The following is a 23297-nucleotide window of genomic DNA, read 5'->3' on the forward strand; positions in this document are numbered from 1 at the left end:
AGCGGAAGGTATAGTTCCCGTAAGGGGAATTGGATAGTAGAAGGTCTAAGCGTAATTTAACTGAAACCCAAGACTTAACCTGCTTTCATTGCCAGAATTTTCTGGGCGACATTTTCACTTACAGGCATAACTGATAACCTATTACCTGTTTTCACCACTGTTAACTCATCTGGGCTAAATTTCTCTTTCAGAGTTGATAGCAAAATAGGTTGGTCAAACACTTCTACAAACTCTACCACAACTGTTTGCCAGCGTGGTGCTTCAGGCGTTGATTTCGGATCATAGTATTTGCTATCTGAGTCAAATTGCGTCGGGTCAGAAATACCTGTTTTGGCTACACGCATTAACCCAGCAATACCAGGAAAAGCAGTATTAGAGTGATAGAAAAACACTAAATCCCCAATCAGCATTTGACGCATATAGTTGCGTGCTTGGTAATTCCTCACACCATCCCAGACTGTTTCACCCTGCTTTTGAAGGTCAGCAATGCCATAAACATCTGGTTCCGATTTCATCAGCCAATAATTCATCGACAAGACAAGAAGACACAGACTTTCTAATCTACCATTTCATATTATTAAGACTGACGCAAGAAAACGAAAAATCAAGATTTTAGCAAAGGTGCAGGTGTTCAAAACCCTTACACCCATGCTTTACAGACAACCCTTGTGCGTAAGTCCTGGAGTTGTTTGTCAAAAAATCCTTATATTAAACACACAAGCCGGATGAGAAGGCTATAATGAGTTAGTTGCACTGCGACGTTGGTGACTGCCATCAAGTTTTTTGATCTATGTCTTTAAAGAAAAGGGAACTAAATAGTTCTCGTGGCAGTAGACCGGGCTTGTACCCGGAAACTTTAAACGAGCAACATCAGTACCCACCTGGTTTAACCAGGTCATAAACTTAGGTAAAACGGCGTTGCGGTGAACTTAAAATTTTTAGCTCCCAAATTTAATAAAAATTTGGGAGCTTTAGTTATTGGTATGAGAAAAATTATAAAAAATCATTATTTATCTCTAACATTTTAGTCTCATTATGATAGTAAGCTTTAAAAGGCGATTTATAAAGTAAACCTTAAATTTTAGTAGACTGACCACATTAAAATAGTGCATAAATATAACTCAATACAGTTCAGTTAAGAGCCTAACGCCTACAGCAAACCAATTTAAAAAGAGGGTAAAAGAGGGTTATTAGCCCCATTTTTTAAGAAGGAGTAGAAGAGGGGCTGGGGGTGAGGTCAAAAAGCACTCATCAAATTCACATAAAGAAGATTAAAACATTAACTGAACCGTATGGAAATATAATTTTTATGGTGCGCGAATTTTGCCTATAAATATGTGTTAATTCAGAATCTGGAGTATTCAAGTGGAGCATTTTTTTGATTTTTTCCTATCACAAAATTTCATTCCGCATGGGCATTGTTATTTGTGGCAGCCGGAATTAGTATGGCTACATATTTTGTCAGATTGTATAATTTCATTTTCTTATTATTCAATTCCCTTGATGTTGGTATATTTTATTCGTAAAAGAGAAGATGTACCATTTAAAAATATTTTTGTTTTATTCAGTGCATTTATTATTTCTTGTGGCACAACTCATTTAATGGAAATATTGACCCTGTGGTATCCTTATTATTGGTTATCAGGAACAATCAAGGCACTAACAGCAATTATTTCTTTTTATACTGTATTGACTTTAATACCTTTATTGCCGCAAGCATTAACTTTACCAAGTCCCGCACAACTTGAAGCAGCAAATCAGGCTTTGCAAGTGGAAATTGCAGAACGTAAGTTAGTAGAAAATGAGTTACGCCAATACAAAGAACGCTTAGAAGAACTTGTAGAACAACGCACTATTGAACTAGCCACAGCAAATAAGCAACTGCAAGCGGAGATTATGCAACGCCAGAAATCTCAAGGAAGAATGGCTGAATTATTGCAAGAATTGAAAAATACCAATCAAGAATTGAATGATTTTGCTTATATAGTTTCCCATGACTTAAAAGCTCCATTAAGAGGCATTGGTTTATTATCAGAATGGTTAATCAATGACTATGCCGATAAATTTGATGAGGAAGGCAAAGATTTAATCAACAAAATTATCAAAAGAGTGAAGAAGTTACAGAATTTGATTGATAGCATTTTAGAATATTCCAGAGTTGGACGGATTAGGGAAGAAAAAAGAGAAGTTAATCTGCATAACATAATTACAGATGTAATTGAAATTTTAGAACCAAGTAAGGATATTCAAATCGAAGTCAGTGAAAATTTACCAACTATTTACTGTGAAAAAACTAAAATTGAGCAGGTTTTTCAGAATTTATTAAGTAATGCCATTAAGTTTTTAGGTAAACCCCAAGGAAAGATTATTATTGCTTGTCAGGAAAAAGCAGAGTATTGGCAAATTAGTGTGACAGATAATGGCATTGGGATTGAGGAGAAATATTTTACGAAGATATTCCAGATTTTTCAAAAATTATCTAGTACTGAAGACCCCACAAGCACAGGAATCGGCTTATCTATCGTCAAAAAGATTGTTGAAATGTATGGAGGAGTTACTTGGGTAGAATCAACAGTTGATCAAGGTAGTACATTCTTTTTTACTATCAAGAAAACGCTGCAAATTCAGCCAGTGCAACCAGTGTCGGCAGATGTAGGAGTTTTGTTGGATATGTGAACAAGGGAGACAAGGGAGAGAGATATTTGTAAATTATTTAGAATTGCTATATTTAGCTTAATTGGCTGCGAAACTTGTTAATACTAATAGTTAATAAAACTACTGCAAAGGCTATTAATGCTAAAACATTCATCCACAGTACATCTAACCCGACTCCTTTGAGTAAAATTCCTCGGACAATGGCGATGTAATGGCGTAGGGGATTGAGTAAAGACACAATTTGAAAGAAAGGTGGCATGGCTTCAATTGGTGCGATCGCACCAGAAGTCTGTACCATTGGTAAATTGATGAAGAACGATGTCAGGACTACTTGCTGTTGCGAACGACAAACAGTCGCCAACATAATCCCTAAACTAATCCCGACAAACACATACATACTCGACAAGCCAAAAAACAGGAGAAAATTTCCCCGAAATGGAACATGGAATACTACTGTGGCTAATGTCAAAGCGAGTAGAACATCGCCGAGTAATAACACAGCTAAAGGCACAATTTTTGATAGTAAAATTTGCCAGTTCGCCGCCGGAGTCATCAATAATTGTTCTAAAGTTCCCGTATCTTTCTCTCGCACAACAGTGATTGCAGAAACTAATGTACCAATTAATGTCAGAACTAAACCCATAACTCCTGGTACAAAAAACCAGCTACTAGTTAATCCAGGGTTGTAGAGAAAAACAACTTCCGGTGAAATTGGGGGACTGACTCGCGCCTCAGTTAAATGCCAATTATATTGCTGAATAATCTGATTCATATAATTACCAGCAATTCCGGCGGTATTAGCATTTACGGCATCAATAAATACTTGAATTTCTGCTGATTTTTGGGCGAGTTGACGTGCAAAATCAGGGGGAATTATGACTCCGACATCTAATTTACCTTCTTCTACCTGGCGACTCAAATCTTTTTCACTGCTTGGTACAGATTCCAGGGTAAAAATGCGATTAGATGTCATAGCTGAAACTAACTCACGGCTGGCGCTGACGTTGGCATAATCGATGACACCTAAGCGTAAGTTATGCACATCAGGATTTAAGATAAATCCATACAATAATAGTTGAATTGTGGGCGGGACTATTAGTAAAACTATTAATTGTTTGTTGCGTAAAATTTGACTAATTTCTTTTTTGACTAATGCCCAAAATGGGCTGTTGAATAATCTTTGGATAAGTTTCATGATTTTAAATAATCGCAAAGTACGCTAAGGACACAAAGAGAAAAAATAGTAATCCTAAATGAGTAGGGAAAAATATCGCTAAGGAAACGAACCGCCAAGAACGCCAAGGGCGCAAAGGTAAGAAAGAAGAAAGAGATATAGAAATTTCACAAATTATTTAAGAATGCTATAGTCTTTTAAGATTAATAACTTCCGATAAAATTATGTTTTAAATTTAGTTGTGATATGGGTGTTCTTACTCGTCTTATCCAAAGACCCAACAAATAGAAGTTAATTCGGTAATTGCATTCGGCTTAAAATGCGGCGTGATACGTTAAAGAAGAATAAGCCCAAGACTGTTAGCATGAGTAAATCAAACCAAACTCCGGCAAAGCCTGTACCACGTACAAAAGCATCACGGGTAATATCTATGTAGTAACGTGCTGGAACTACGTTAGGCGCTAATGATAAGGGGAAAGGAATGTTATTGAGGGGATAAATAAAACCTGATAATAATAATGATGTGATAAATCCAACGAGGGAAACGCCTTGAACGGCAGCATTTTGGTTACTGCTACGTACTCCTATAAGTAAGCCAAAGAAGACACTATCTATCAGAAATAGTAGCGTTCCAATTATTAAAGTTATGGAGTTGCTAACAAGCCAAACTTGAAAAATAATAGAGCCTAATATCATTACAATTAAAGTTTCTGTGATAGCAATTAATAAGTAGGCTAATCCTTTACCAAGTAAGAGTTCGGTGGCGCTAATACTAGACGCATAGACTTGGATAATTGTACCTTTTTCTTTTTCTCTTACCATTGCGATCGCAGCTAACAATGAAGGAAAAATCCACAAGACAACGCCATAGACTCCCGGCACAATATACAGTGATTCTAATCGGCCAGGGTTAAACCACAAACGCATTCTGGCTGTAATACTATTATTTGCTGGTAATAATCCATGATGCTGCATAAAAAAGTTTGTGACTCTTTGAATACTATTTCTAATTACCCGCGCATTGTTCACATCAGTGGCATCAATTAAAACTTGTATTGTTGTGTGTTTACCTGCTTGAATATCACGACTAAAATCAGGCGGAATAATTACAGCCGCTTTGGCAATTCCTTTATCTATGGCATCACGTATGGGATTGCCACCAGTCCATTGTTTGGGGATAAATTGATTGGTGGCATATAATCTTTCTATGTAGCTACTGCTGAGGTTTGTCCGGTTAAAATCCTGCACTATTAAAGGGATATCTTTACTTTCTAATCTGATAGCAAAGCCGAAAATAATCAGGGTGATAAATGGTAATATAAAGGCTAAGGCTAAAGTGAGGCGATCGCGGCGAAATTGGGTGATTTCTTTAATACATTGAGCGATGATTTTTTTCATATATTTCTCCTATAGCAATCCTATCTGAGTTGTGAAAAAGTATTCTTTTTAACGAACCGCAAAGGGCGCAAAGGACACAAAGAAAGAGAAAGAGGAAAAGAAAGAGAATCTCACAAATGATTTAGGATTGCTATACTCCCCACTTCCTTAGTATTTATGTTTGAGAGCGTTCTACTATACCAATAAACGCATCTTCTAAAGAGAAGGGTACGGGGCGGAGAGAATGAATTTGAATTTGATTGGCTTTTAATAGTTGATTTATTTTGTTGATTTCTTGTTCAGGATTATCTAAAACAACGTGTAAACTATTAGCAAAAATCGAGATGCGCCAAGAGTCGAAGTGTTGTTTGAGTAACTGGGAAGCGGTTTGATTTTGATTCACAATAATTTCGATTAATTTGCCTGGTTGGGAAGCTTTAATTGAACTGGGTGAACCTTCAGCGACGGTTTCCCCTGCAACCATAAAACTCATCCGGTTGCACTGTTCCGCTTCTTCTAAATAGTGAGTTGTCACTAAAATGGCTGTACCGTTACGGGCGAAATCATTAATTAACTTCCAAAACTGACGACGCGCCAAGGGATCTACGCCCGATGTCGGTTCATCTAAAAATAAAATATCTGGTTCGTGCATCACGGAAGCACCAAAAGCTACGCGCTGTTTCCAACCTCCTGGTAACTGTCCAGTAACCAGATTTTCTTGTCCTTCTAAGCCGCAGGTAGCAATTACCCAATCAATTTTTTCTCGCCGTAGTTTGCGCGGTACACCGTAAACTCCGCTATAAAATTCGAGGTTTTGCAAAATGGTTAAATCATCATAGAGGGTGAATTTTTGACTCATGTACCCAATGCGTCGCCGCAAGTCTGCACTCCGCAGATTTCCTGTTTCACCACCCAGAGAAATTTCTCCACCACTGGTTTCTAACAGTCCGCACAACATTTTGATTGTGGTGGTTTTTCCCGCACCGTTAGCACCTAATAACCCAAATATTTCCCCGTAGCGCACCTCAACATTCACATCTTTGACAGCGCGGAATTTACCAAAAACCCGACTCAGTTTGTGGGCGTATATGGCGAGTGCTGAGTGCTGAGTCACCGAAGTTTGCTCAACGGGGGGAACCCCCGCACGCAACTTCTCGCTGAGTGCTGAGTCAATACTTCCCTCTTGTCCCCCTTGTCTCCCAACTCCCAACTCCCAACTCCCCACTCCCCTTTTCCGCGAACGCGGGAAGGGAAAAAACTGCGGTACAGAACCTTGTTGACGCAGGCGCGTGACGAAGACGTTTTCTAATGTGGGTTTGCCACGTTCGATGCTGGGTGCGGGTAAATTATGTTGTTGTAAGAGTTGGCGGACTTCTGTTTCTCCCGCATCTAAATCAGGTACGAGGACATCCAAGCGATCGCCAAAAATCTGCACATCTATAATATTGTTTTGTACAGTCTGAGAAAGTATCTCTTCAGTGGCTGTTAAATTGCCGGTTCGCACTTCTAAGCGATGCAAGCCCAAGTTAGCGCGTAAATCTGCGGGTGTGCCAATTTCATGAATTTGCCCACTGTACATCAAAGCCACACGGTGACAGCGTTCGGCTTCGTCGAGGTAAGGTGTCGCCACAACAATTGTCATCCCCTCGGCGGAAAGTTCCGCTAACACATCCCAAAATTCTCGCCGGGAAACAGGATCAACGCCCGTGGTAGGTTCATCTAATAACAAAACTTCTGGTTGAGAAACTAAAGCACAACACAATGCCAGCTTTTGTTTCATTCCTCCAGACAATTGTCCCGCCAAGCGATCGCCAAACCTATCCAAACTCATTAATTTTAAATATTTCTGGCGGCGTTCCCGCAGCAAATCATCCCCTACTTGCCGCAAACCTGCCGCGTAAAGCAGATTTTCATCAATACTCAAGTCTAAATACAGCGAAAACTGTTGAGTAAGATAACCCGTGATTAACCGTGCATCTCGCGCAGGCTGTCCAAATATCTGCACTTCCCCGGCGGTTGCTTCCATCACCCCGCCCAAAATGTGAAAGGTGGTGGTTTTCCCTGCCCCATCAGGGCCGATGAGTCCAAACATCTCGCCTTTTTGGACGCTGAAATCAATGCCTCGAACTGCTGCTAAGTTGCCATAGTGTTTGTGTAATGCTTGTACTTTGATGGCGGTTGTGGTGGGGCTGGATGATGGTGGTATGATGGTGGGTTGCTGTGTCATAATTTTTCAGGCAGAGACGCGGAGGCGCAGAGAGTTATCAAAAGTTGGCAAACAAGTATCTTTCCTACTCCCCACTCCCTTCAACTGAATCTCCCCATCAGCCGGCATCCCAATTTTGGCGCAGGGCAAATCTGATTGGGCGTAGGGATTTTCGGGGTTAAAGCAACCATCGGGGTTTGTGACTTCAACGCGAATACCGACGACTTGTCTGACTCTATCTTTTTGGAAGTAAATATTTTCTGGTGTAAAGGAAGCTTGGGGATCGATGGCAATGACTTTGCCTTGCAAGGGTTTGTCTGGTGCAGAATCTAGGATAATTTTTGTGGTTTGTCCTAAGCGCACTTTGCCAATATCGCCTTCGGGAATAAAACCGCGAAAATACAATGTTTTGGGGTCAACAATGGTCAATATCTTTGTTTGGCTGTTCACTACTGCCCCTGGTTCGGCACTCCGGGCTGTAACTACGCCATCTATGGGGCTGAGGACGTTTAAATCTTTTTTAGAGTCGGCAATTTGGGTGAGGATTTGTTGTTTGGCGGCTTGGGCATCTTTGACTTTAGCCTGTGCAGATTTAACTTTAGCTTGTGCAGATTTCAGTTGGGCAGTGCTTTGCTGTTGTTTGCGGACTAAGGCTGTTAACTGGGCATTGCGAATATCGGGGTTAAAGCCTGTGGTTTTGGCTTGGGTTAGCGCCCCTTCGGCTGCACTCAACTGCTGATTTGCGGCGTTAACTGCTGCTTTTCGTGCTTCTAAGGTGGCGATGGTTGTGTCTAGGGTGGTTTGGGCTTGGTCGAATTGTTGTTGATTAATCGCCCCTTCTTTGACTAATTTGGCATAGCGATCGCGGTTGACTCGTGCTAAATTTACTTCTGCTGTTGCTTGTTTAACTTGGGCTTCTGCCTGGACTAATATCGCTTTGGCGGCGGCGACATTTGATTGTGCTTGCTCAATTCTGCCTTGGGTATCGCCTTGAGATTGGCGTAAATTCAGTTTGGCTTCGTTAATTTGACTGGTAATTTCTTGAATTTCTCTTTCTACTCGTTCAACATCAGAAATTGCTTGCTGTTCATCCGATTCAGCCGATGCTATCCTCGCTTCTGCACCACGCAATTGGTCTTGTAAAAGTTGGTCATCGCTGTCATCCATTGTGATTAATTCTTGCCCCTTTTTGACAGCCGTACCTTCTCGCATGGCAATTGACTCAATTCTGCCGGAACGCTTCACCCCAATTTCGGTTTCATAACCCTCAATGCGACCGCTAACTTTCAGCACATTTGTTGTACCTTGGGGTTGACTGTGCCAGACTGCATAGCCAATACCAGCAATTATCACCACACCTCCAATGATTAAAGGTATTGGTTTTTTACGATGCTGCGGTTTGGATACTGGGACATTTGTAAGACTTTCCGGGGGATTTGGGGCAGTCTGAGTCATAGTAGCATCCTGGATGGGCGAAATATTTTGGTCATCATACTAGACTGTCCAGTATGATATAGCAAGAGATCAGCAAAAAAATTTACTTTTCATGCCTCATACCTCTACATCCCCACTGGAAATTGAGTTACCTGCAATTACGCAAAAACAAGAACAAATTTTGCAAGGTGCAATTCGAGTATTTTTACGCGAAGGTTACGCAAAAACCAGTATGGATAGGGTGAGTGCAGAAGCGAGAGTTTCTAAACAAACAATTTACAGTCACTTTCAAGATAAAGAAGGGCTGTTTACAGCGTTAATGGAAAGGTTAACGCTCAGGTGTTTTCAAAGTATTGTTTCTAACACAGAATTACAAGGTGAGCCAGCCAGTTTATTACGTCAAGTTGGCGAAACTTATTTAACCAAAGTTGCCGATAATCCTGATTATGTGGCACTGTTGCGCCTAGTGATTACTGAATCACAGAACTTTCCTGAACTTGCCAAGCTTTATAATCAAACAGTTGTGCAACGTGGTCGATTTTTATTGAGTCAGTATTTTGCATCTCATCTAGAATTAAATATTACTGACCCAGAAGCGATCGCTCATATCTTTATGGGTTCGCTAGTTTCTTATGTAATTCTACAGGAAATTATGTATGGAAAAGAACTTTTGTCTTTGTCGCGCGATCGCCTGTTAGATAGTTTGATGACTTTAGTAATGAGCCAGTCTAAATCACTTTAGTTGAAAATCTTTGTGCGGTAAGTCCTAACTTGATTTTATGTTGCTCTTATTGAAGGAATTTCAGGAATTTACCCGTTAAATTTGGTAGTCAATGTTGCAAATTTTAGCGATAACTAGCCATTTTCCCAGTTAGAGCTAATAGTATGACTATGTTTTAGCGGTATAAATATGCCTCAAAAATTTTACGTAAATCCTTTAACCGGAAATAGTAGTAACCCTGGTAGCCAGCAAGCGCCATTTAAAACCATTACCCAAGCTCTCAAGGTTGCCACACCTGATACCATTATTCAACTCACGGATGGAAATTACAGCGTTACTAGTGGAGAAGTGTTTCCCTTAACGATTCCATTTGGCGTGAAAGTCATTGGTAACGAAGCCAACAAAGGCAGCAATATTTTAATTGAAGGTAGTGGTAACTATCTGAGTCGGACTTTTGCAGGTCAAAACGTCACCTTTGTGATGTTGGACGGTTCAGAATTGCGGGGAGTGACTGTGACAAACCCAGCTTCTCGCGGTAGTGGTGTTTGGTCAGAATCAACAACTCCGACCATTGCCAATTGCACCTTCAAAAATAATAAGCGAGAGGGAGTATTTGCCACTGGTGATGCGAACCCAGTAGTTCAGGGTAATGTATTTACAGAGAATGCAGCCAATGGAATTGCGATCGCTAAAAATGCCAAAGGTCAAATTCAAGACAACACCTGCATTAAAACAGGTTTTGGTATAGCGATTAGTGATACAGCCTCACCCACACTTTTAAATAACAAATTTACCGAAAACCGTTCTGGCATCGTCGTTTCTGGTAGCGCCCGCCCCGTATTACGTAACAATGTTAGTGAAAATAATACCGACGATGGTCTAACTGTAATTTCCACCGCCCTACCAGACTTAGGCAGTACCTCTAGTTCTGGCGGTAACATTTTCCGCAATAACGGTAAATTCGACTTACAAAATGCTAGTTCCAATAGACTAATTTCTGTGGGTAATCAAATTGATCCCAGCAAAGTTAGCGGTAATATCGAGTTTGCTAGTACTCCAATTCCCACACCAACACCCACACCAGTACCCGTACCGACTCCTACTCCCGTACCAACACCCACACCAGTACCCGTACCGACCCCTACTCCCGTACCAACACCCACACCAGTACCCGTACCGACCCCTACTCCCGTACCAACGCCCATACCGACCCCTACTCCTACACCTACTCCCGTACCAACCCCCACACCAACACCAAAACCCATACCTGTACCCGTACCAATACCCACCCCAGACCCAGAACCGGAAATAGACCCAGAACCAACACCAACCCCTGTACCTGTACCCACACCAACACCAACACCAAAACCCACACCAACACCAACGCCTACACCTGCACCTATCGACTTAACCGATATTGCTAATCATTGGGCAGCAGCCTTTATTCGAGAATTAGTCAGACAAGACATAGTTAGCGGTTTCCCAGACCGCACCTTTAGACCAAATGCCACAATGACCAGGGCGCAATATGCAGCATTAATTGTCAAAGCTTTTGCACCATCCTCAAAACGGGCAGCAACTCAATTTAAAGATGTAGCAGCTAACTTCTGGGCAGCTAAAGTCATTCAGCAAGCCTATCAAGGTCAATTTCTTTCTGGTTTTCCAGATAACACATTCCGCCCTAACCAAAATATCCAGCGTGTACAAGTTCTGGTTTCTCTCGTAAATGGACTAGGGCTAGGTACAGCTAGTAATGTTGCCAACGCTATCAAAATTTTCGATGACCAAGCCAAAATTCCTGACTATGCCAAAGATGAGGTAGCCAAAGCCATAGATAAAAGAATTATCGTCAATCATCCCAACTTGAAGCAACTCAACCCTACCCGCGATGCCACAAGGGCGGAGGTAGCGGTGATGGTTTATCAAGCCTTGGTTGATGCTGGCCGTGTAGCGGCGATTGATTCGCAATATATTGTGAATGGTTAATTAAAAAACACAGGGGTGTAGAGGTGTAGGGTAAGAAAAGTATTGAGTTCTAAAAACTCTAATCGCTATTACAACGCGGCGGAAGTAAAGATACCATTTCAAGTTAGTGAAAAGCTTGTGATATCAGCTTTTTAACTTTTGACTTTTAACTTTTGACTTCCGCGTAGCGGTACTAGCCTCTCATCTCTGTTCCATTCACACAATCTATGATGTTTTATGTCTGAACAAAAACCTCTAAATCCTTGGGATTATAAACCTTGGTGGTGTCAACCTTGGTCTATAGTGTTGACATCTGTAATCTTGATTAGTGGTAGTTGGTTTTTATTTAAAATTATTTGGCTCACAATTCTTGTGTCTATTCCTGTACTCACTTGGATGGGCTTTTTTGTGTTTATTTGGCCACAGTTAATGATTCGCAGTGGAATTTTAGAATCGTATCAAAAGGAAAATTCCTAAGAGGATGTTTGAAAAGTATTGGGCGAATAGAATTCGCTACTACACAAGCAAAGTCCACCTGCGTGGACTAACACAAAATCAAGGTTTTCAAACCCACGTAGGTGGGTTTCGTCTGTGTAGCCGCGATTTCCAATCGCTTTTTAAAAAATCTCTAAGAGTTTGTCTGTAGCAGGCACTCGCTAAAGTTAGTGTACATCTTTCAACTTAGTCTCATGTTCAATTAGTCCCAAAAACTGCGAAATCTGTTGAGTCGAGCGAATGTGATAGACATTTTTAGTGCTTTGAGCCTGCTTGATGTACTCACGATATTTTGGGGTTAAATATTTATGACATAACCAAAGTACGCGGTAGCTACTCAGAGAACTCTTGAATATTGGACTATTTTGCGGCCAGCCTTCTGGCGGTTGAAAGTAACCTGTGATGAATCTTTTAGTTACCCACAAAAAATGCACATATAGCGGTAAATCAACATAAACCAGAGTATCCGCCTCATCCAATCGTGGCCAGAGGGTTTCCATACTACCAAAACCATCAATAATCCATCGGTCAGTGGCTAAAATTTGCTGATGGGTGTGCTGATAATCTTCTTGAGGAACTTCAGCACCGCCTGGTTGAAATTTAATCTTGTCCAAGACATGAAGTGGTAAACCAGTGATTTTGGATAATTTCTGGCTGAGTGTTGATTTACCGCCGCCAGCATTGCCAAATACTGCTACTTTTTTCATCTTCACTCTCCTTTAAGTGCTAATTTTCTGGTGGAGACTGTTATTGGTCATTTGTATTTACAAAGGACAAAGAACAAATGACCAATGACTAATCACTATTAGTCGCTGTTATCACCACTAGCATTTTGAGAATTAGCTGATTCTGGTTTTTGGTATTTACCTGGATATTTATGTTGGAAATATGCTTCCAATACCTGTAAAACCATTGGGCCGCAGACTGTACCACCGTGATCCCCAGAATTTTCCCCAAAGGCGACAACGGTAATTTCTGGGCGATCGCTTGGGGCATAAGCACCAAACCAAGTATGATTAGGCCGACCAACACCAGCCTCGGCTGTACCACTCTTACCAGAAGCGGGAGCGATTGTTGGCAGATTTAAGCGTTTCCCTGTTCCTTCTGTAATTACCTTCCGCAGCCCATCGCGCAGAACGTTAATAGTTGACGGCTTCATATTTAAAGACTCGCGCCAACTTTTCGCTTCTTCGTTATCTTTCAAAAAATGCGGCTTGACACGATATCCACCATTAGCAGGGACAGAAAACATAATTGCTGATTGCAGTGGTGTCACCTGCAAAGCACCTTGACCAATGGACATATTAATTGTGTCGCCCACAGTCCAAGGTATCTTCCAAGCTTTTTGTTTCCAGTTTTCATCGGGAACCAAACCCTTAGTTTCTTCACTGGGGAACTCAATTCCCGTTTTTTGACCGAAACCGTACTTCTGCGCCCATGCAATTAAAGTCGGGCCACCAACGCCTTTACCAATTTGATAAAAGAATGTATCACTACTCATAGCGATCGCCCTGGGAAATCCCAAAAGCCCAAATCCTGCATGATTCCATTCACCAAAAGTCACGCCACCAACAGTTAAGGAACCATAGGTTTGCAACACTGTTCCAGGGGAAAATTTACCCGATTCTAACCCCGCCGTGGTGGTGACAATTTTGAACGTACTCGCAGGTGGAAAAGCACTTAAAGCCCGATTAACTAAAGGATGGTCTTTTCCTTGCACACTTTCCCAATCTTTCTCAGAGAGTTTTTGCTTAGAAAAAATATTCGGGTCGAAATCAGGATGAGACACCATCGCTAAAACTGCACCATTTCTGGGATCAATGGCGACAATTGCACCTTGATACTTACCTAAAGCTTTGTCGGCGGCTTTTTGCAGTTCCCAATCTATAGTTAAATGTAAATCCTTGCCAGCTTTCGCTTGTTTTTCCCCTAAAATGCGGATTGGGCGACCTGCACCATCCACTTCCACTTGCTGACCGCCCCATTCGCCGCGTAAGGTTGTTTCATAAGCTTTTTCTATGCCCATCTGACCAATCACATCACCCAGACGGTAGCCTTCTTTCTGCTTATCTTTTAACTGTTCAGGGGTCAGTTCTCGTGTATAACCCAGTACATGGGCTAGTTCTTGACCATGTGGATAGTAGCGTACTGCATCTGCATTAATTTCCACACCTTTCAGTTCACTTTCGTATTCTTTTAACGCCGTAATTTGGGCTTCGCTGACATCACGCGCAATCCGAATCAAGGAAGACGAGTTAGCGCCAGCCGCATCCAGTTTCTTTTCCATTTCTTCTTGGGAAATACCCAGAATTTTGGATAATCGTGGCGCGACCACCGACCAAGATGGTTTAGTGTTCGCCAGCGGCCACAAATATACAGAATGGGGATATCTGGTAGTGGCTAACAACTTGCCATTCCGGTCAAAAATATTACCGCGTTCTGGTTGTTTGAGAATTGTGCGAACGCGGTTAGATTCGGCACGTTTTCGCAGTTGAGATCCTTCGACGATTTGTAAATATGCCAGTCGTGCTTCAATTCCAACCAGCGTCAATAAAGTGAACCCAATTAAAAATATTGATTGAATACCGCGTCCAACAGTCCGTGTATCTTTTTTGCTGTTCGATAAGGGTGATGAAAATAACGCCATAAGACCAATAATTTTAGATTTTAGATTTGAGGTTGAATAATCTTTCTAGTCCGCACTCCCAACACTTGCTATAGGATGCCCAAAAATCAATCTTGATATTAAGCTTGTAACAATCGCCAACGTATATTCCCGATCTGGGGTTTTTGGCGGATACAATAAACCAAAGTGTTTTTTAAGTCTGCTTAATAGGCTATATTCACGGAAACAATCAGGTTAAATCACAGCATTCTACTGAGGATTATGGCTCAATCTGTTGTGCAGAATCAGAGGGGGATTACGTCGTTTCAGCCACTAGATGTGGAACTGCGTAATGTGTTTAAGTTCTTCAAGCAAGAACCAGCCGTACATGGAATCGATTTGGATGTCCGCAAAGGGGAGTTTTTTAGTATTTTAGGCCCCTCTGGTTGTGGCAAGACAACAACATTACGTTTAATTGCTGGATTTGAAACTGCGGATGCGGGTAAGGTGTTGATTCAAGGTCAAGCGATGACGAATGTTCCGCCTTATCGCCGCCCAGTCAATACAGTATTTCAAAGTTACGCGCTGTTCAATCACCTGAATGTTTGGGATAACATCGCCTTTGGACTGCAATTAAAAAAACTCCGCAAATCAGAAATTGAAAGTCGAGTGACAGAAGCTTTAAAACTCGTGAAAATGGAAAGTTTGCGATCGCGCTTTCCCAATCAACTTTCTGGTGGTCAACAGCAAAGGGTAGCATTAGCTAGGGCGTTAGTAAATCATCCAGCTGTGGTGCTGTTAGATGAACCTTTAGCCGCGTTGGATTTAAAGCTGCGGAAAGAGATGCAAGTTGAGTTATCCAATTTACATCAAAAGTTAGGCTTAACCTTTATTTTAGTGACTCACGACCAAGAAGAAGCATTGTCTTTGAGCGATCGCATTGCGGTGATGAATCAAGGCAAAATTGAGCAAATTGGGACACCCAGCGAAATTTACGAACATCCCCAAACCGCTTTTGTAGCTGATTTTATTGGTGATACTAATTTATTTAGCGGAGAAATTGCTGCTGTCGAAGCTGAATGTATCCAAGTTGTCACTAAAACGGGACTCAAAATTATCGTCACCCGCTATGAAGATACACCCATCGAATTATCTCAATCTGTAGTGGTGAGTGTGCGTCCCGAAAAAATTCAACTATCAATCTATCCCCCAAATTTACCAACTAACTGCTTTGAAGGCAGACTAGTTAATGTTATGTATTTAGGAACTCATGTTACTTATGTAGTGGAATTAACCAATGGGATAAATATTAATGTTCTCCAACCCAATACCTTTGGTAATTTACCAGACAGAGATACACCAATTTATGTTTTATGGGCTGAAAGTGATTGTTTGGCTATTAGTCAATAGTTATTGGTCATTTGTCAATTGTCATTTGTCATTAGTTATTTGTTAAATGACAATTTAGTAAATATAATTGACTAAATCTAGCAAAGCCAAATATATATATTGAGCTAATGTCAACTAAACGCTTTCAAGATTTACGAGTTTATCAATTATCAGAAAAATTAGCCGATGAAATTTGGCAAATTGTTCATAGTTGGAAACCTTTAGCTCAAGATACTGTGGGTAAACAAATTGTACGTTCAGCAGATAGTATTGGTGCAAATATAGCGGAGGGAGTTGGTAGAGGTAGTTATCAAGAGAATAAACGTTTTGTTAGGATAGCAAGAGGTTCATTGAATGAAACGTAACATTGGCTAAGACATGCTTATAAACGTAACCTTTTAACTCTTGAACAAACTCAGAGTATCAAAAATATTATTAATGAACTAGCGCCAAAGTTAAACTCATACTTAAAATCAATAGGCAATACTTCCAACCCAAATGACCAATGACAAATAACCAATGACAAATAGAAGAAAATTCTTACAAAAATTAGCAGCATTTTCCAGTTTATCTTTAACTGGTTGTGGTTGGAGATTAGCTAATGTGCGGGCGGCAACACAATCGAGTAAAAGTGATAAATTGTACCTTTATACTTGGACGCAATATGCAGATAAAAAGTTAATCCAAGCTTTTAGCACTCAAACTGGATTACAGGTACTTGTAGATACTTATGATTCTAATGAAGTGATGTTAGCCAAAATTTTAGCCGGAGGTGGTGGTGCTTACAGTGTGATTTATCCATCTGACTATATGGTACAGAAGATGGTCGAGAAAAATTTGTTAATCGAATTAAATCACTCTCGCCTCAATGGTTTAGAGAATTTATTTCCCCAATTTAAAAACCCTAGCTACGACCCCAATAACCGCTACAGTTTACCATTTAACTGGGGAACGACGGGTTTAATTTATAATTCTGAAGTTCTGCCAAAAGCCCCAGCCGACTGGGATTATCTTTGGCAAAATCAAGAGACACTCAATAAGCGAATGACCTTACTCAATGATGTGCGTGAGGTAATGGGTGCAGTATTAAGAATGTTGGGTTATTCTTATAACTCAAAAGAGGAGGAAGAACTACAACAAGCATATAACAAATTAAAGCAATTAAAACCAGCGATCGCTGCTTTCGATACAGATGCTTGGCAAAATCAAATGCTGGCGGGAGATTTAGTCTTAGCAATGTGTTATTCAGCCGATGCAATTCGCGTCATTCAAGAAAACCCTAAATTTAAATATGTCATTCCGCGCAGTGGTTCTTCTTTATGGACTGATACAATTGTCGTGCCGAAAAGCTCCCCTAATACTGATGGAGCTTATGCTTGGATTAACTTTATTTTACAACCAGAAGTTGCAGCCAGTGTTAGCCAACATTTAAATATTGCTACACCGAATAGTGCAGGGTTTGAACAATTACCCCAAAAAATCAAAACTAATAAAAATTTATTCCCCGAAACCGCCATTTTAGAAAAGTGCGAACGGATTACTCCTCTGGGGGATTTTGAGGAAGTTTATGAACGTTTCTGGACTCAATTAACTAGTGCCTAAATAGGAAGATTATTTAATCCAAAATGGTATCAGCTTGTGTTTATTAAAAATTCTCCGCAAATCAATGAATCAGGCGATATTATCGACTTGAAAAAAGTACATCGCCCTAAATTTAACTTTTTACAACCATTAATCTTACTAGCTCCGGCAGCTATTTGGTTATTATTATTACTAGTACTGCCAGCAATCATCATTTTTCAACTTAGTTTAGTTCCCAATATTCGCCCAGGAGATTTAGTCAATCCTAGCGGATTAGATAATTATCTGCGGATATTTGACCCGTTGTATTTGCAAGTTATTTTGCGATCGCTGTGGTTAGCATTAGGCACAACTATAATTTGTTTAATCTGCGGCTTTCCTGTGGCTTATTGGATAGCGCAAATCGCCCCAAAACAATGGCGCAATTTACTATTATTAGCTTTTATCTTACCTTTGTGGACTTCTTCTTTACTGCGTTCCTATGCTTGGATTACAATTTTGCGCCCCACTGGGTTATTTAATAGTATTTTGAGTAATTTAGGTTTACCAACTTTAGAATTACTTAACCGTCCTCCGGCTGTATTTATCGGTATGAGTTACAGCTTGTTACCTTATATGGTGTTAATTTTATATGCTTCTTTAGAAAAATTAGACAAGCGTTTACTCGAAGCTGCTGCTGATTTAGGTGCGAACCCAACACAGACTTTTTGGAAAGTCACAGTACCACAAGTTTCCCCAGGAATTACGGCTGGTTCAATTTTAGTTTTTATTACCGGATTAGGAGATTTTGTTGATCCTGAACTTTTGGGTGGTGCTTCCAGTATGACTGCGGCGCGGCTAGTTTACAATCAGTTCCTTGGTGTAACCCAAAATTGGGGTTTTGGTTCAGCATTGAGTATGGCATTAATTTTAGCAGTGAGTGTAGCGATCGCCTTTCTGATTAAATATGGTGAACCAACACCCAGCCGCTAAACTAAATTTAGAGTCATCAACATAAATTTACAGAGCTATGAATATTGCTCCAACTCAAGCTCTCACCTTGGCAGAATTTCTCAAGCTACCAGAAACTAAGCCCAGTTTAGAATACATTAATGGCGAAATTATTCCAAAATCAATGCCAAAAGGGAGACATAGCCGTTTACAAGGTAAATTATGCAGTGCAGTTAATGACATTACTGAACAGCAAAAAATTGCTTACGCATTTCCTGAATTACGGTGTAGCTTTGGCGATCGCTCAATCGTACCAGATGTGGCAGTATTTATATGGAGCAGAATACAGTTAACTGTTGATGACGAAGTTCCAGATAACTTTGAACTAGCACCAGACTGGACAATTGAGATTTTATCCCCAGAACAAAAACCAAACAAAGTAATTGGTAATATTCTGTATTGTTTAAAATTTGGTAGTCGTTTGGGGTGGTTCATTGATCCTGATGATTTAAGTATTTTAGTATTTTTACCAGAACAGCAACCAGAGTTATTTCAGGGAGATGATATTTTGCCAATGTTACCTGAAATTGAACTGGTACTAACTGTTAATCAAGTTTTTGGTTGGTTAAAAATGGGTAATTAGATTTTACAGAGAAGAGGGAAGAGTGCAAGGGTTGGATGAGGAGTTAAACAGTTAACTCCATTACCAAATTATGCGATACACTTGCTTTTGGAATTAAAGATGAAATAGTAGATAGAAATTCCTGCTCTAGATAAGGCTTAGTTAAGTAAGCTCTTGCACCCAGTTCTTTTGCCAGTTGACGATGTTTATCTGCACTACGAGAAGATAAAATAACTACAGGAATTTTAGCAAGATTGGGAATTTGCTGAACGTTTGTTAATAACTCAAATCCATTCATGCGTGGCATTTCTAAATCAGAAATAATTACTTGAATGTTTGGGTATTTTTGTAGCTGTTCCAGAGCTTCCACACCATTTTGTGCTTGAATTACTTGATAGCCATCTCTTTGCAGAGTTAATGAGAGAGTTTGGCGCAAACTAATAGCATCATCGACAATCAATACTACTTTGGGTGCTGAAAAATTAGCTTCTAGCTGCGGCGATAATGGTTTGGCTGGATAATTTACAGGAGTCGAGATAGATAAGTCTTCGGCTATTGATAAAGCAGATTCAGCAGCAGGAATTATTGGTAGGGGTACAAGTTCAGGTGTTGCTGGTATATTAATAGAGTCTAATAAGAGAGCGCCATCAATCACTAAAATGAGATCACCATTGGCAGAAGTACTACAACCATAAACATATTTTGGTGGTGCGATCGCATTTCCTAATGGTCTAATTACTAATTCTTGTTCACCAATTATTTGGTCAACTTCTAAAGCAAAAGTACCTTGATGACACTTGAGAATTAAGATAGGATTATTCATTAATTTTGTGTCAAGAGTAGTTGCTGTATTGTTGAAACTATTAGTCTTCACGACAGAGCAACTGTAAGACATTAGTTCTGAAAGTTGATGTAACCCAATTAAAGTTTCATTCTGCTCTGTATGCCAATATAAAACTTTTTTACCTTCAAATTCTTTAATTTGTTGCGGAGCCGGAATGATAATTTTTTCTACGCTGTCTAACAATAGCGCATAAACCACGCCTCCCGCTTGTACCAGCATCAATTTATCAGTAGTCATAGAAAAAGGTATTTTAAGTGTGAATTTTGTCCCTTGTTGGGATAAAGTTTGCACCGCAATTGAACCATGAAGAGCTTCGATTTGAGAACGTACGATATCCAAACCTATACCACGTCCAGAAATATTACTCACCTGTTCAGCTGTCGATAATCCTGGTGCAAACATCGAATTTAATAATTCTGATTCATTGTCACCAGAAATATCTAGTTTCATCTCAATTGCTTTTTGATGAATTTTTTCTAAATTCAATCCTTGTCCATCATCTTGAACTTCAATAATAGTTTGGCTACTTTGATGATATGCCCGAATTGTAATTAAACCTTGTTCTGGTTTACCACGTTCTTGACGTACTTGTGGAGATTCAATTCCGTGATCAAAAGCATTACGGACTAAATGTAATAGTGGCTCATACAACTTCTCGGCGATCGCTTTATCTACTAGTACCTCTGTTCCTGTGAGTTGTAACTCGACGTTTTTATGATAAATACTGCCTAATTTTTTCACCATTGGGGGGAAACGGTGCAAAATATCCCCCAAAGGTAACATTCTTGCTTCTACCAAATTATCAATAATCGTGAAAACTAAATTTTGTTTTTTATCAGTTGTCTGATTTGCTTGTGTGACAGTTAAATCTAGCGATTCTGTGGTTTCTTGTAATTGCAGAGTTTCTTCGATGGCTGTGTGGAGTGCTAAATTAAATTCTGTGTATACATCCATTTCCAGTGAGTCAAATTTCACTGCGGCAAAATTCTGCGATAACTGAGGTGTAACAGTAGGTAAATTTAGTGGTATATCTCTTAACTGATGTAATATTATTTGATGTCTATTAATCTGCTGTAATAACTTATCAATTAATTCTTGAATCTGTTCATCATAAAGATTGCGCTTCTTGTGATAAATGAGCAGTTCTCCAGCTAGATAATTAAGGTTCCTCAATTTTTCAACATCAACACGGACAAATTTCTGACTTTTGACAACTTGGGAGTTTTTATCTTCTAACTGCTCACGAATATTACTGACTACTTCGGTAACAACCTCTACACTTGGTGGCTCTGGAACAGCATCATCAATAATTACTGCTGGCTCACTTGAAGTTTCTCCTCCCCAGATTGATTCTAAAAGATGCTCAGTCTCAGCTTCTAAGGAGTTGGCGATTTCACCCGCAATTGGAATATTTTGGAACTGGGGATGCTCTAACCAGTTTTTTTCTTGACTGTTGACAGGGGGATAATTTTTATATTCTTTAGCTAATGTGATAATTTGTTTTTGTAAATACCGAGTTAATAAAACATAATCATCACCTTTATCATTACCATACTCAAACTGAGCAATTGCCAGCAGCACAATTAAAATCATACCATGCCGATAAAGGCAAAGACTATAACTATCTTCTGAGTCCTGCACGAAAGCTAAAAATTCTTTTAACCAAATTTCAATATAATTTATTTGCTGTTCTATATCTAATTTAGGAATTAATAGAGATAAATTTAATTCGGCTGGTGGTATTTGTTGCTGCTGCTGAAACCAACTTAAAATACATTGCACTAACTTGAGGTAAAACTTAGCTGTGTTTGGCTGAATTTGTTCATGCTTATAGTTGCTTGATGTAGTTAAAAATTGGTAAAATTCTGCCGCAGTTTGTTGTAAATTGTCAGTTGTTGAATTATCTGGAACCTCTGGCAATAACTGTTCTAACTCAATGACTGGTGTTAGGTTTTGCCAAGCTGGAGAAAGTAGATTAGTGCAAGTGCGATCGCCTGCAAATACTGCTGTTTGGATTGTTTGTAAATCTTGCAGCATCAGTTCAGCAATTTCCATCACTTGTGAAGGATTAGTTTGCAGCGCCGCCATGATTTTTTGCGCGAGTTCTTCTAATCCTCGTAAATCTAAAGATTCAGCCAAGCCCAGAAATACTTCTGCTTGAGAGTTGACAAAATCTCTAAACTCCGATTCTTCTGGAGGATTATTAATAATCTCAGTAATATTTTCAATGCGTTGTTGAACTCCAACTTCAAAAATTGATTTGACAACATCAAAGCCTAATTCTTGCGAAGTGGGTATATAATTATCTGTGCCAAAATTATCGCCAAGTCTAGCTTGCAATTGGGCAAAAATATTAGTGGCTCGTTCAATCACTTCTTGCACATTAGCAGCACTACTGGTTAATGTTGTAGTTAAAGCAAGACGCAAACATTCATAAGCTTTCAGCAAAAGCGTATGTAAATCATTATCAATAATTATATCTGGATTATATAAAGCTTTAAATACATCTTCTAGAGAATGGGCAATAGTTTGAATTGCCTCTAGTCCCACAGTAGCAGCACCACCCTTGAGGGTATGAGTCGCCCGCATTAAAGTATGAACTTTATTTTTTCGCTTATCTTCTTCTTCAGTTAAACTTAAAAGTTCTTGTTCAATTGTTTGTAATAACTCTGGGGCTTCTGCTAGGAAATAAACATAACCTTGTTCACGAATTTCAGCATCTGTAATCATAATATAGGAATCCGGTTTTATTTCTGAATCTAGTTGTGTCGGCAGGGAGTAGGGAATAGGGAGTGGGGAGTTGGGTTAGGTGAATGAGTCTGTGGTTAGACAAAATTCTTCATCAACCCGCCCTTAAATGCTTTGGGGAGTTAAAAAATTATCTTTCTCCCTACTCCTTATGACCTTTATTTTGCAGAGAACGAATGAGTGCGCGAAGCAATTTACCTACAGATTCACATTGTTTTAGAATCGGAGTAACTGTTTGTGAATTTGTTAGCCCGACTTTATCCCTGGCTGATAGTAAAAGGTGAGTTTCAAGTTCTTTCAAAGAACCTTGTGCAGTACGGAGAAAGTGAATATATTCAGTACGATATTCACGTCCATATCCCTCTGCAATATTAGCCGGAATTGATGCGGAGGATCGACGAATCTGTGAAATCCTTCCATAGATTTCCTCTTTTGGCAATCCTTTTGTGAATTCATAACAAGCTTCAGCTAAATTCATACCCTCTTGCCAAACTTTTAAATCTTGATAAGAACGAATTTCACCACTTGCCATATCATTTACCCTACTCCCC

The 23297-nt window shown here is 39.8% G+C and carries 17 protein-coding genes, 1 other RNA gene and 1 pseudogene; 10 read left to right on the forward strand and 9 right to left on the reverse strand.

Features of this window, described 5'->3' with window-relative positions; translation table 11 throughout:
- Window positions 1-74: 74 nt before the first annotated feature.
- Window positions 75-530, reverse strand: coding sequence for an EVE domain-containing protein (locus H6G74_RS14140; protein ID WP_190968267.1), 456 nt, complete (start codon window positions 528-530; stop codon window positions 75-77).
- 217 nt (window positions 531-747) lie between these two features.
- Here H6G74_RS14140 and ssrS point away from each other — a divergent pair.
- Window positions 748-931, forward strand: a non-coding RNA gene (gene ssrS, locus H6G74_RS14145) — 6S RNA.
- A 428-nt stretch (window positions 932-1359) separates the two neighbouring features.
- On the forward strand, window positions 1360-2676 hold the full coding sequence (locus tag H6G74_RS14150; protein WP_190968317.1) for an ATP-binding protein: 1317 nt from the start codon (window positions 1360-1362) through the stop codon (window positions 2674-2676).
- A gap of 52 nt (window positions 2677-2728) precedes the next feature.
- On the opposite strand, the gene H6G74_RS14155 is transcribed toward H6G74_RS14150, so the two are convergent.
- The 4 genes from H6G74_RS14155 to H6G74_RS14170 all read right to left on the reverse strand — a co-directional run bounded on the left by H6G74_RS14155 (window position 2729) and on the right by H6G74_RS14170 (window position 8867).
- Window positions 2729-3850: an ABC transporter permease gene (locus tag H6G74_RS14155; protein WP_190968268.1), complete on the reverse strand. Its 1122-nt coding sequence runs from the start codon at window positions 3848-3850 to the stop codon at window positions 2729-2731.
- A gap of 270 nt (window positions 3851-4120) precedes the next feature.
- Window positions 4121-5227 (reverse strand): ABC transporter permease, encoded by a 1107-nt coding sequence (locus tag H6G74_RS14160; protein ID WP_190968269.1) that lies wholly within the window; start codon window positions 5225-5227, stop codon window positions 4121-4123.
- Between the two features lie 154 nt (window positions 5228-5381).
- Window positions 5382-7433 carry an ATP-binding cassette domain-containing protein gene (locus H6G74_RS14165; RefSeq protein ID WP_190968270.1) on the reverse strand — a complete coding sequence of 684 codons (2052 nt, stop codon included), beginning with the start codon at window positions 7431-7433 and terminating at the stop codon, window positions 5382-5384.
- Window positions 7434-7439: 6 nt separating this feature from the next.
- Complete coding sequence (locus H6G74_RS14170; protein ID WP_190968271.1) at window positions 7440-8867, reverse strand: HlyD family secretion protein; 1428 nt, start codon at window positions 8865-8867, stop codon at window positions 7440-7442.
- Window positions 8868-8958: 91 nt separating this feature from the next.
- Here H6G74_RS14170 and H6G74_RS14175 point away from each other — a divergent pair, with 91 nt between their 5' ends.
- The 3 genes from H6G74_RS14175 to H6G74_RS14185 all read left to right on the forward strand — a co-directional run bounded on the left by H6G74_RS14175 (window position 8959) and on the right by H6G74_RS14185 (window position 12009).
- Window positions 8959-9588, forward strand: coding sequence for a TetR/AcrR family transcriptional regulator (locus tag H6G74_RS14175; protein WP_190968272.1), 630 nt, complete (start codon window positions 8959-8961; stop codon window positions 9586-9588).
- Window positions 9589-9756: 168 nt separating this feature from the next.
- Window positions 9757-11553: a DUF1565 domain-containing protein gene (locus H6G74_RS14180; protein WP_190968273.1), complete on the forward strand. Its 1797-nt coding sequence runs from the start codon at window positions 9757-9759 to the stop codon at window positions 11551-11553.
- A gap of 216 nt (window positions 11554-11769) precedes the next feature.
- Window positions 11770-12009 carry a DUF6737 family protein gene (locus H6G74_RS14185; RefSeq protein WP_190968274.1) on the forward strand — a complete coding sequence of 80 codons (240 nt, stop codon included), beginning with the start codon at window positions 11770-11772 and terminating at the stop codon, window positions 12007-12009.
- 185 nt (window positions 12010-12194) lie between these two features.
- Here H6G74_RS14185 and H6G74_RS14190 read toward each other — a convergent pair whose 3' ends face one another.
- Together H6G74_RS14190 and mrdA are read right to left on the reverse strand one after the other, a co-directional pair.
- Window positions 12195-12734 carry an adenylate kinase gene (locus tag H6G74_RS14190; RefSeq protein ID WP_190968275.1) on the reverse strand — a complete coding sequence of 180 codons (540 nt, stop codon included), beginning with the start codon at window positions 12732-12734 and terminating at the stop codon, window positions 12195-12197.
- A gap of 98 nt (window positions 12735-12832) precedes the next feature.
- Complete coding sequence (mrdA, locus tag H6G74_RS14195; RefSeq protein WP_190968276.1) at window positions 12833-14674, reverse strand: penicillin-binding protein 2; 1842 nt, start codon at window positions 14672-14674, stop codon at window positions 12833-12835.
- A gap of 240 nt (window positions 14675-14914) precedes the next feature.
- On the opposite strand from mrdA, the gene H6G74_RS14200 reads away from it, so the two are divergent.
- From H6G74_RS14200 to H6G74_RS14220, 5 genes and pseudogenes are all read left to right on the forward strand, one after another.
- On the forward strand, window positions 14915-16042 hold the full coding sequence (locus H6G74_RS14200) for an ABC transporter ATP-binding protein (protein WP_190968277.1): 1128 nt from the start codon (window positions 14915-14917) through the stop codon (window positions 16040-16042).
- A gap of 107 nt (window positions 16043-16149) precedes the next feature.
- Window positions 16150-16530 (forward strand): annotated as a pseudogene (locus H6G74_RS31740) (four helix bundle protein).
- A gap of 10 nt (window positions 16531-16540) precedes the next feature.
- On the forward strand, window positions 16541-17623 hold the full coding sequence (locus H6G74_RS14210) for a polyamine ABC transporter substrate-binding protein (protein WP_190968278.1): 1083 nt from the start codon (window positions 16541-16543) through the stop codon (window positions 17621-17623).
- Window positions 17624-17683: 60 nt separating this feature from the next.
- On the forward strand, window positions 17684-18574 hold the full coding sequence (locus H6G74_RS14215) for an ABC transporter permease (protein WP_390849887.1): 891 nt from the start codon (window positions 17684-17686) through the stop codon (window positions 18572-18574).
- Between the two features lie 37 nt (window positions 18575-18611).
- The gene (locus tag H6G74_RS14220) at window positions 18612-19175 is read left to right on the forward strand and encodes a Uma2 family endonuclease (protein WP_190968279.1); all 564 of its coding nucleotides are present in this window, start codon (window positions 18612-18614) and stop codon (window positions 19173-19175) included.
- 43 nt (window positions 19176-19218) lie between these two features.
- On the opposite strand, the gene H6G74_RS14225 is transcribed toward H6G74_RS14220, so the two are convergent.
- Both H6G74_RS14225 and H6G74_RS14230 read right to left on the reverse strand, forming a co-directional pair.
- Window positions 19219-22728, reverse strand: coding sequence for a hybrid sensor histidine kinase/response regulator (locus H6G74_RS14225; RefSeq protein WP_190968280.1), 3510 nt, complete (start codon window positions 22726-22728; stop codon window positions 19219-19221).
- 160 nt (window positions 22729-22888) lie between these two features.
- The gene (locus H6G74_RS14230; protein ID WP_190968281.1) at window positions 22889-23278 is read right to left on the reverse strand and encodes a four helix bundle protein; all 390 of its coding nucleotides are present in this window, start codon (window positions 23276-23278) and stop codon (window positions 22889-22891) included.
- Between the last annotated feature and the right edge of the window lie 19 nt (window positions 23279-23297).

Origin of the sequence: Nostoc spongiaeforme FACHB-130 (assembly GCF_014698475.1) — a bacterium.
In the GTDB taxonomy this organism is placed as follows: domain Bacteria; phylum Cyanobacteriota; class Cyanobacteriia; order Cyanobacteriales; family Nostocaceae; genus Nostoc_B; species Nostoc_B spongiaeforme.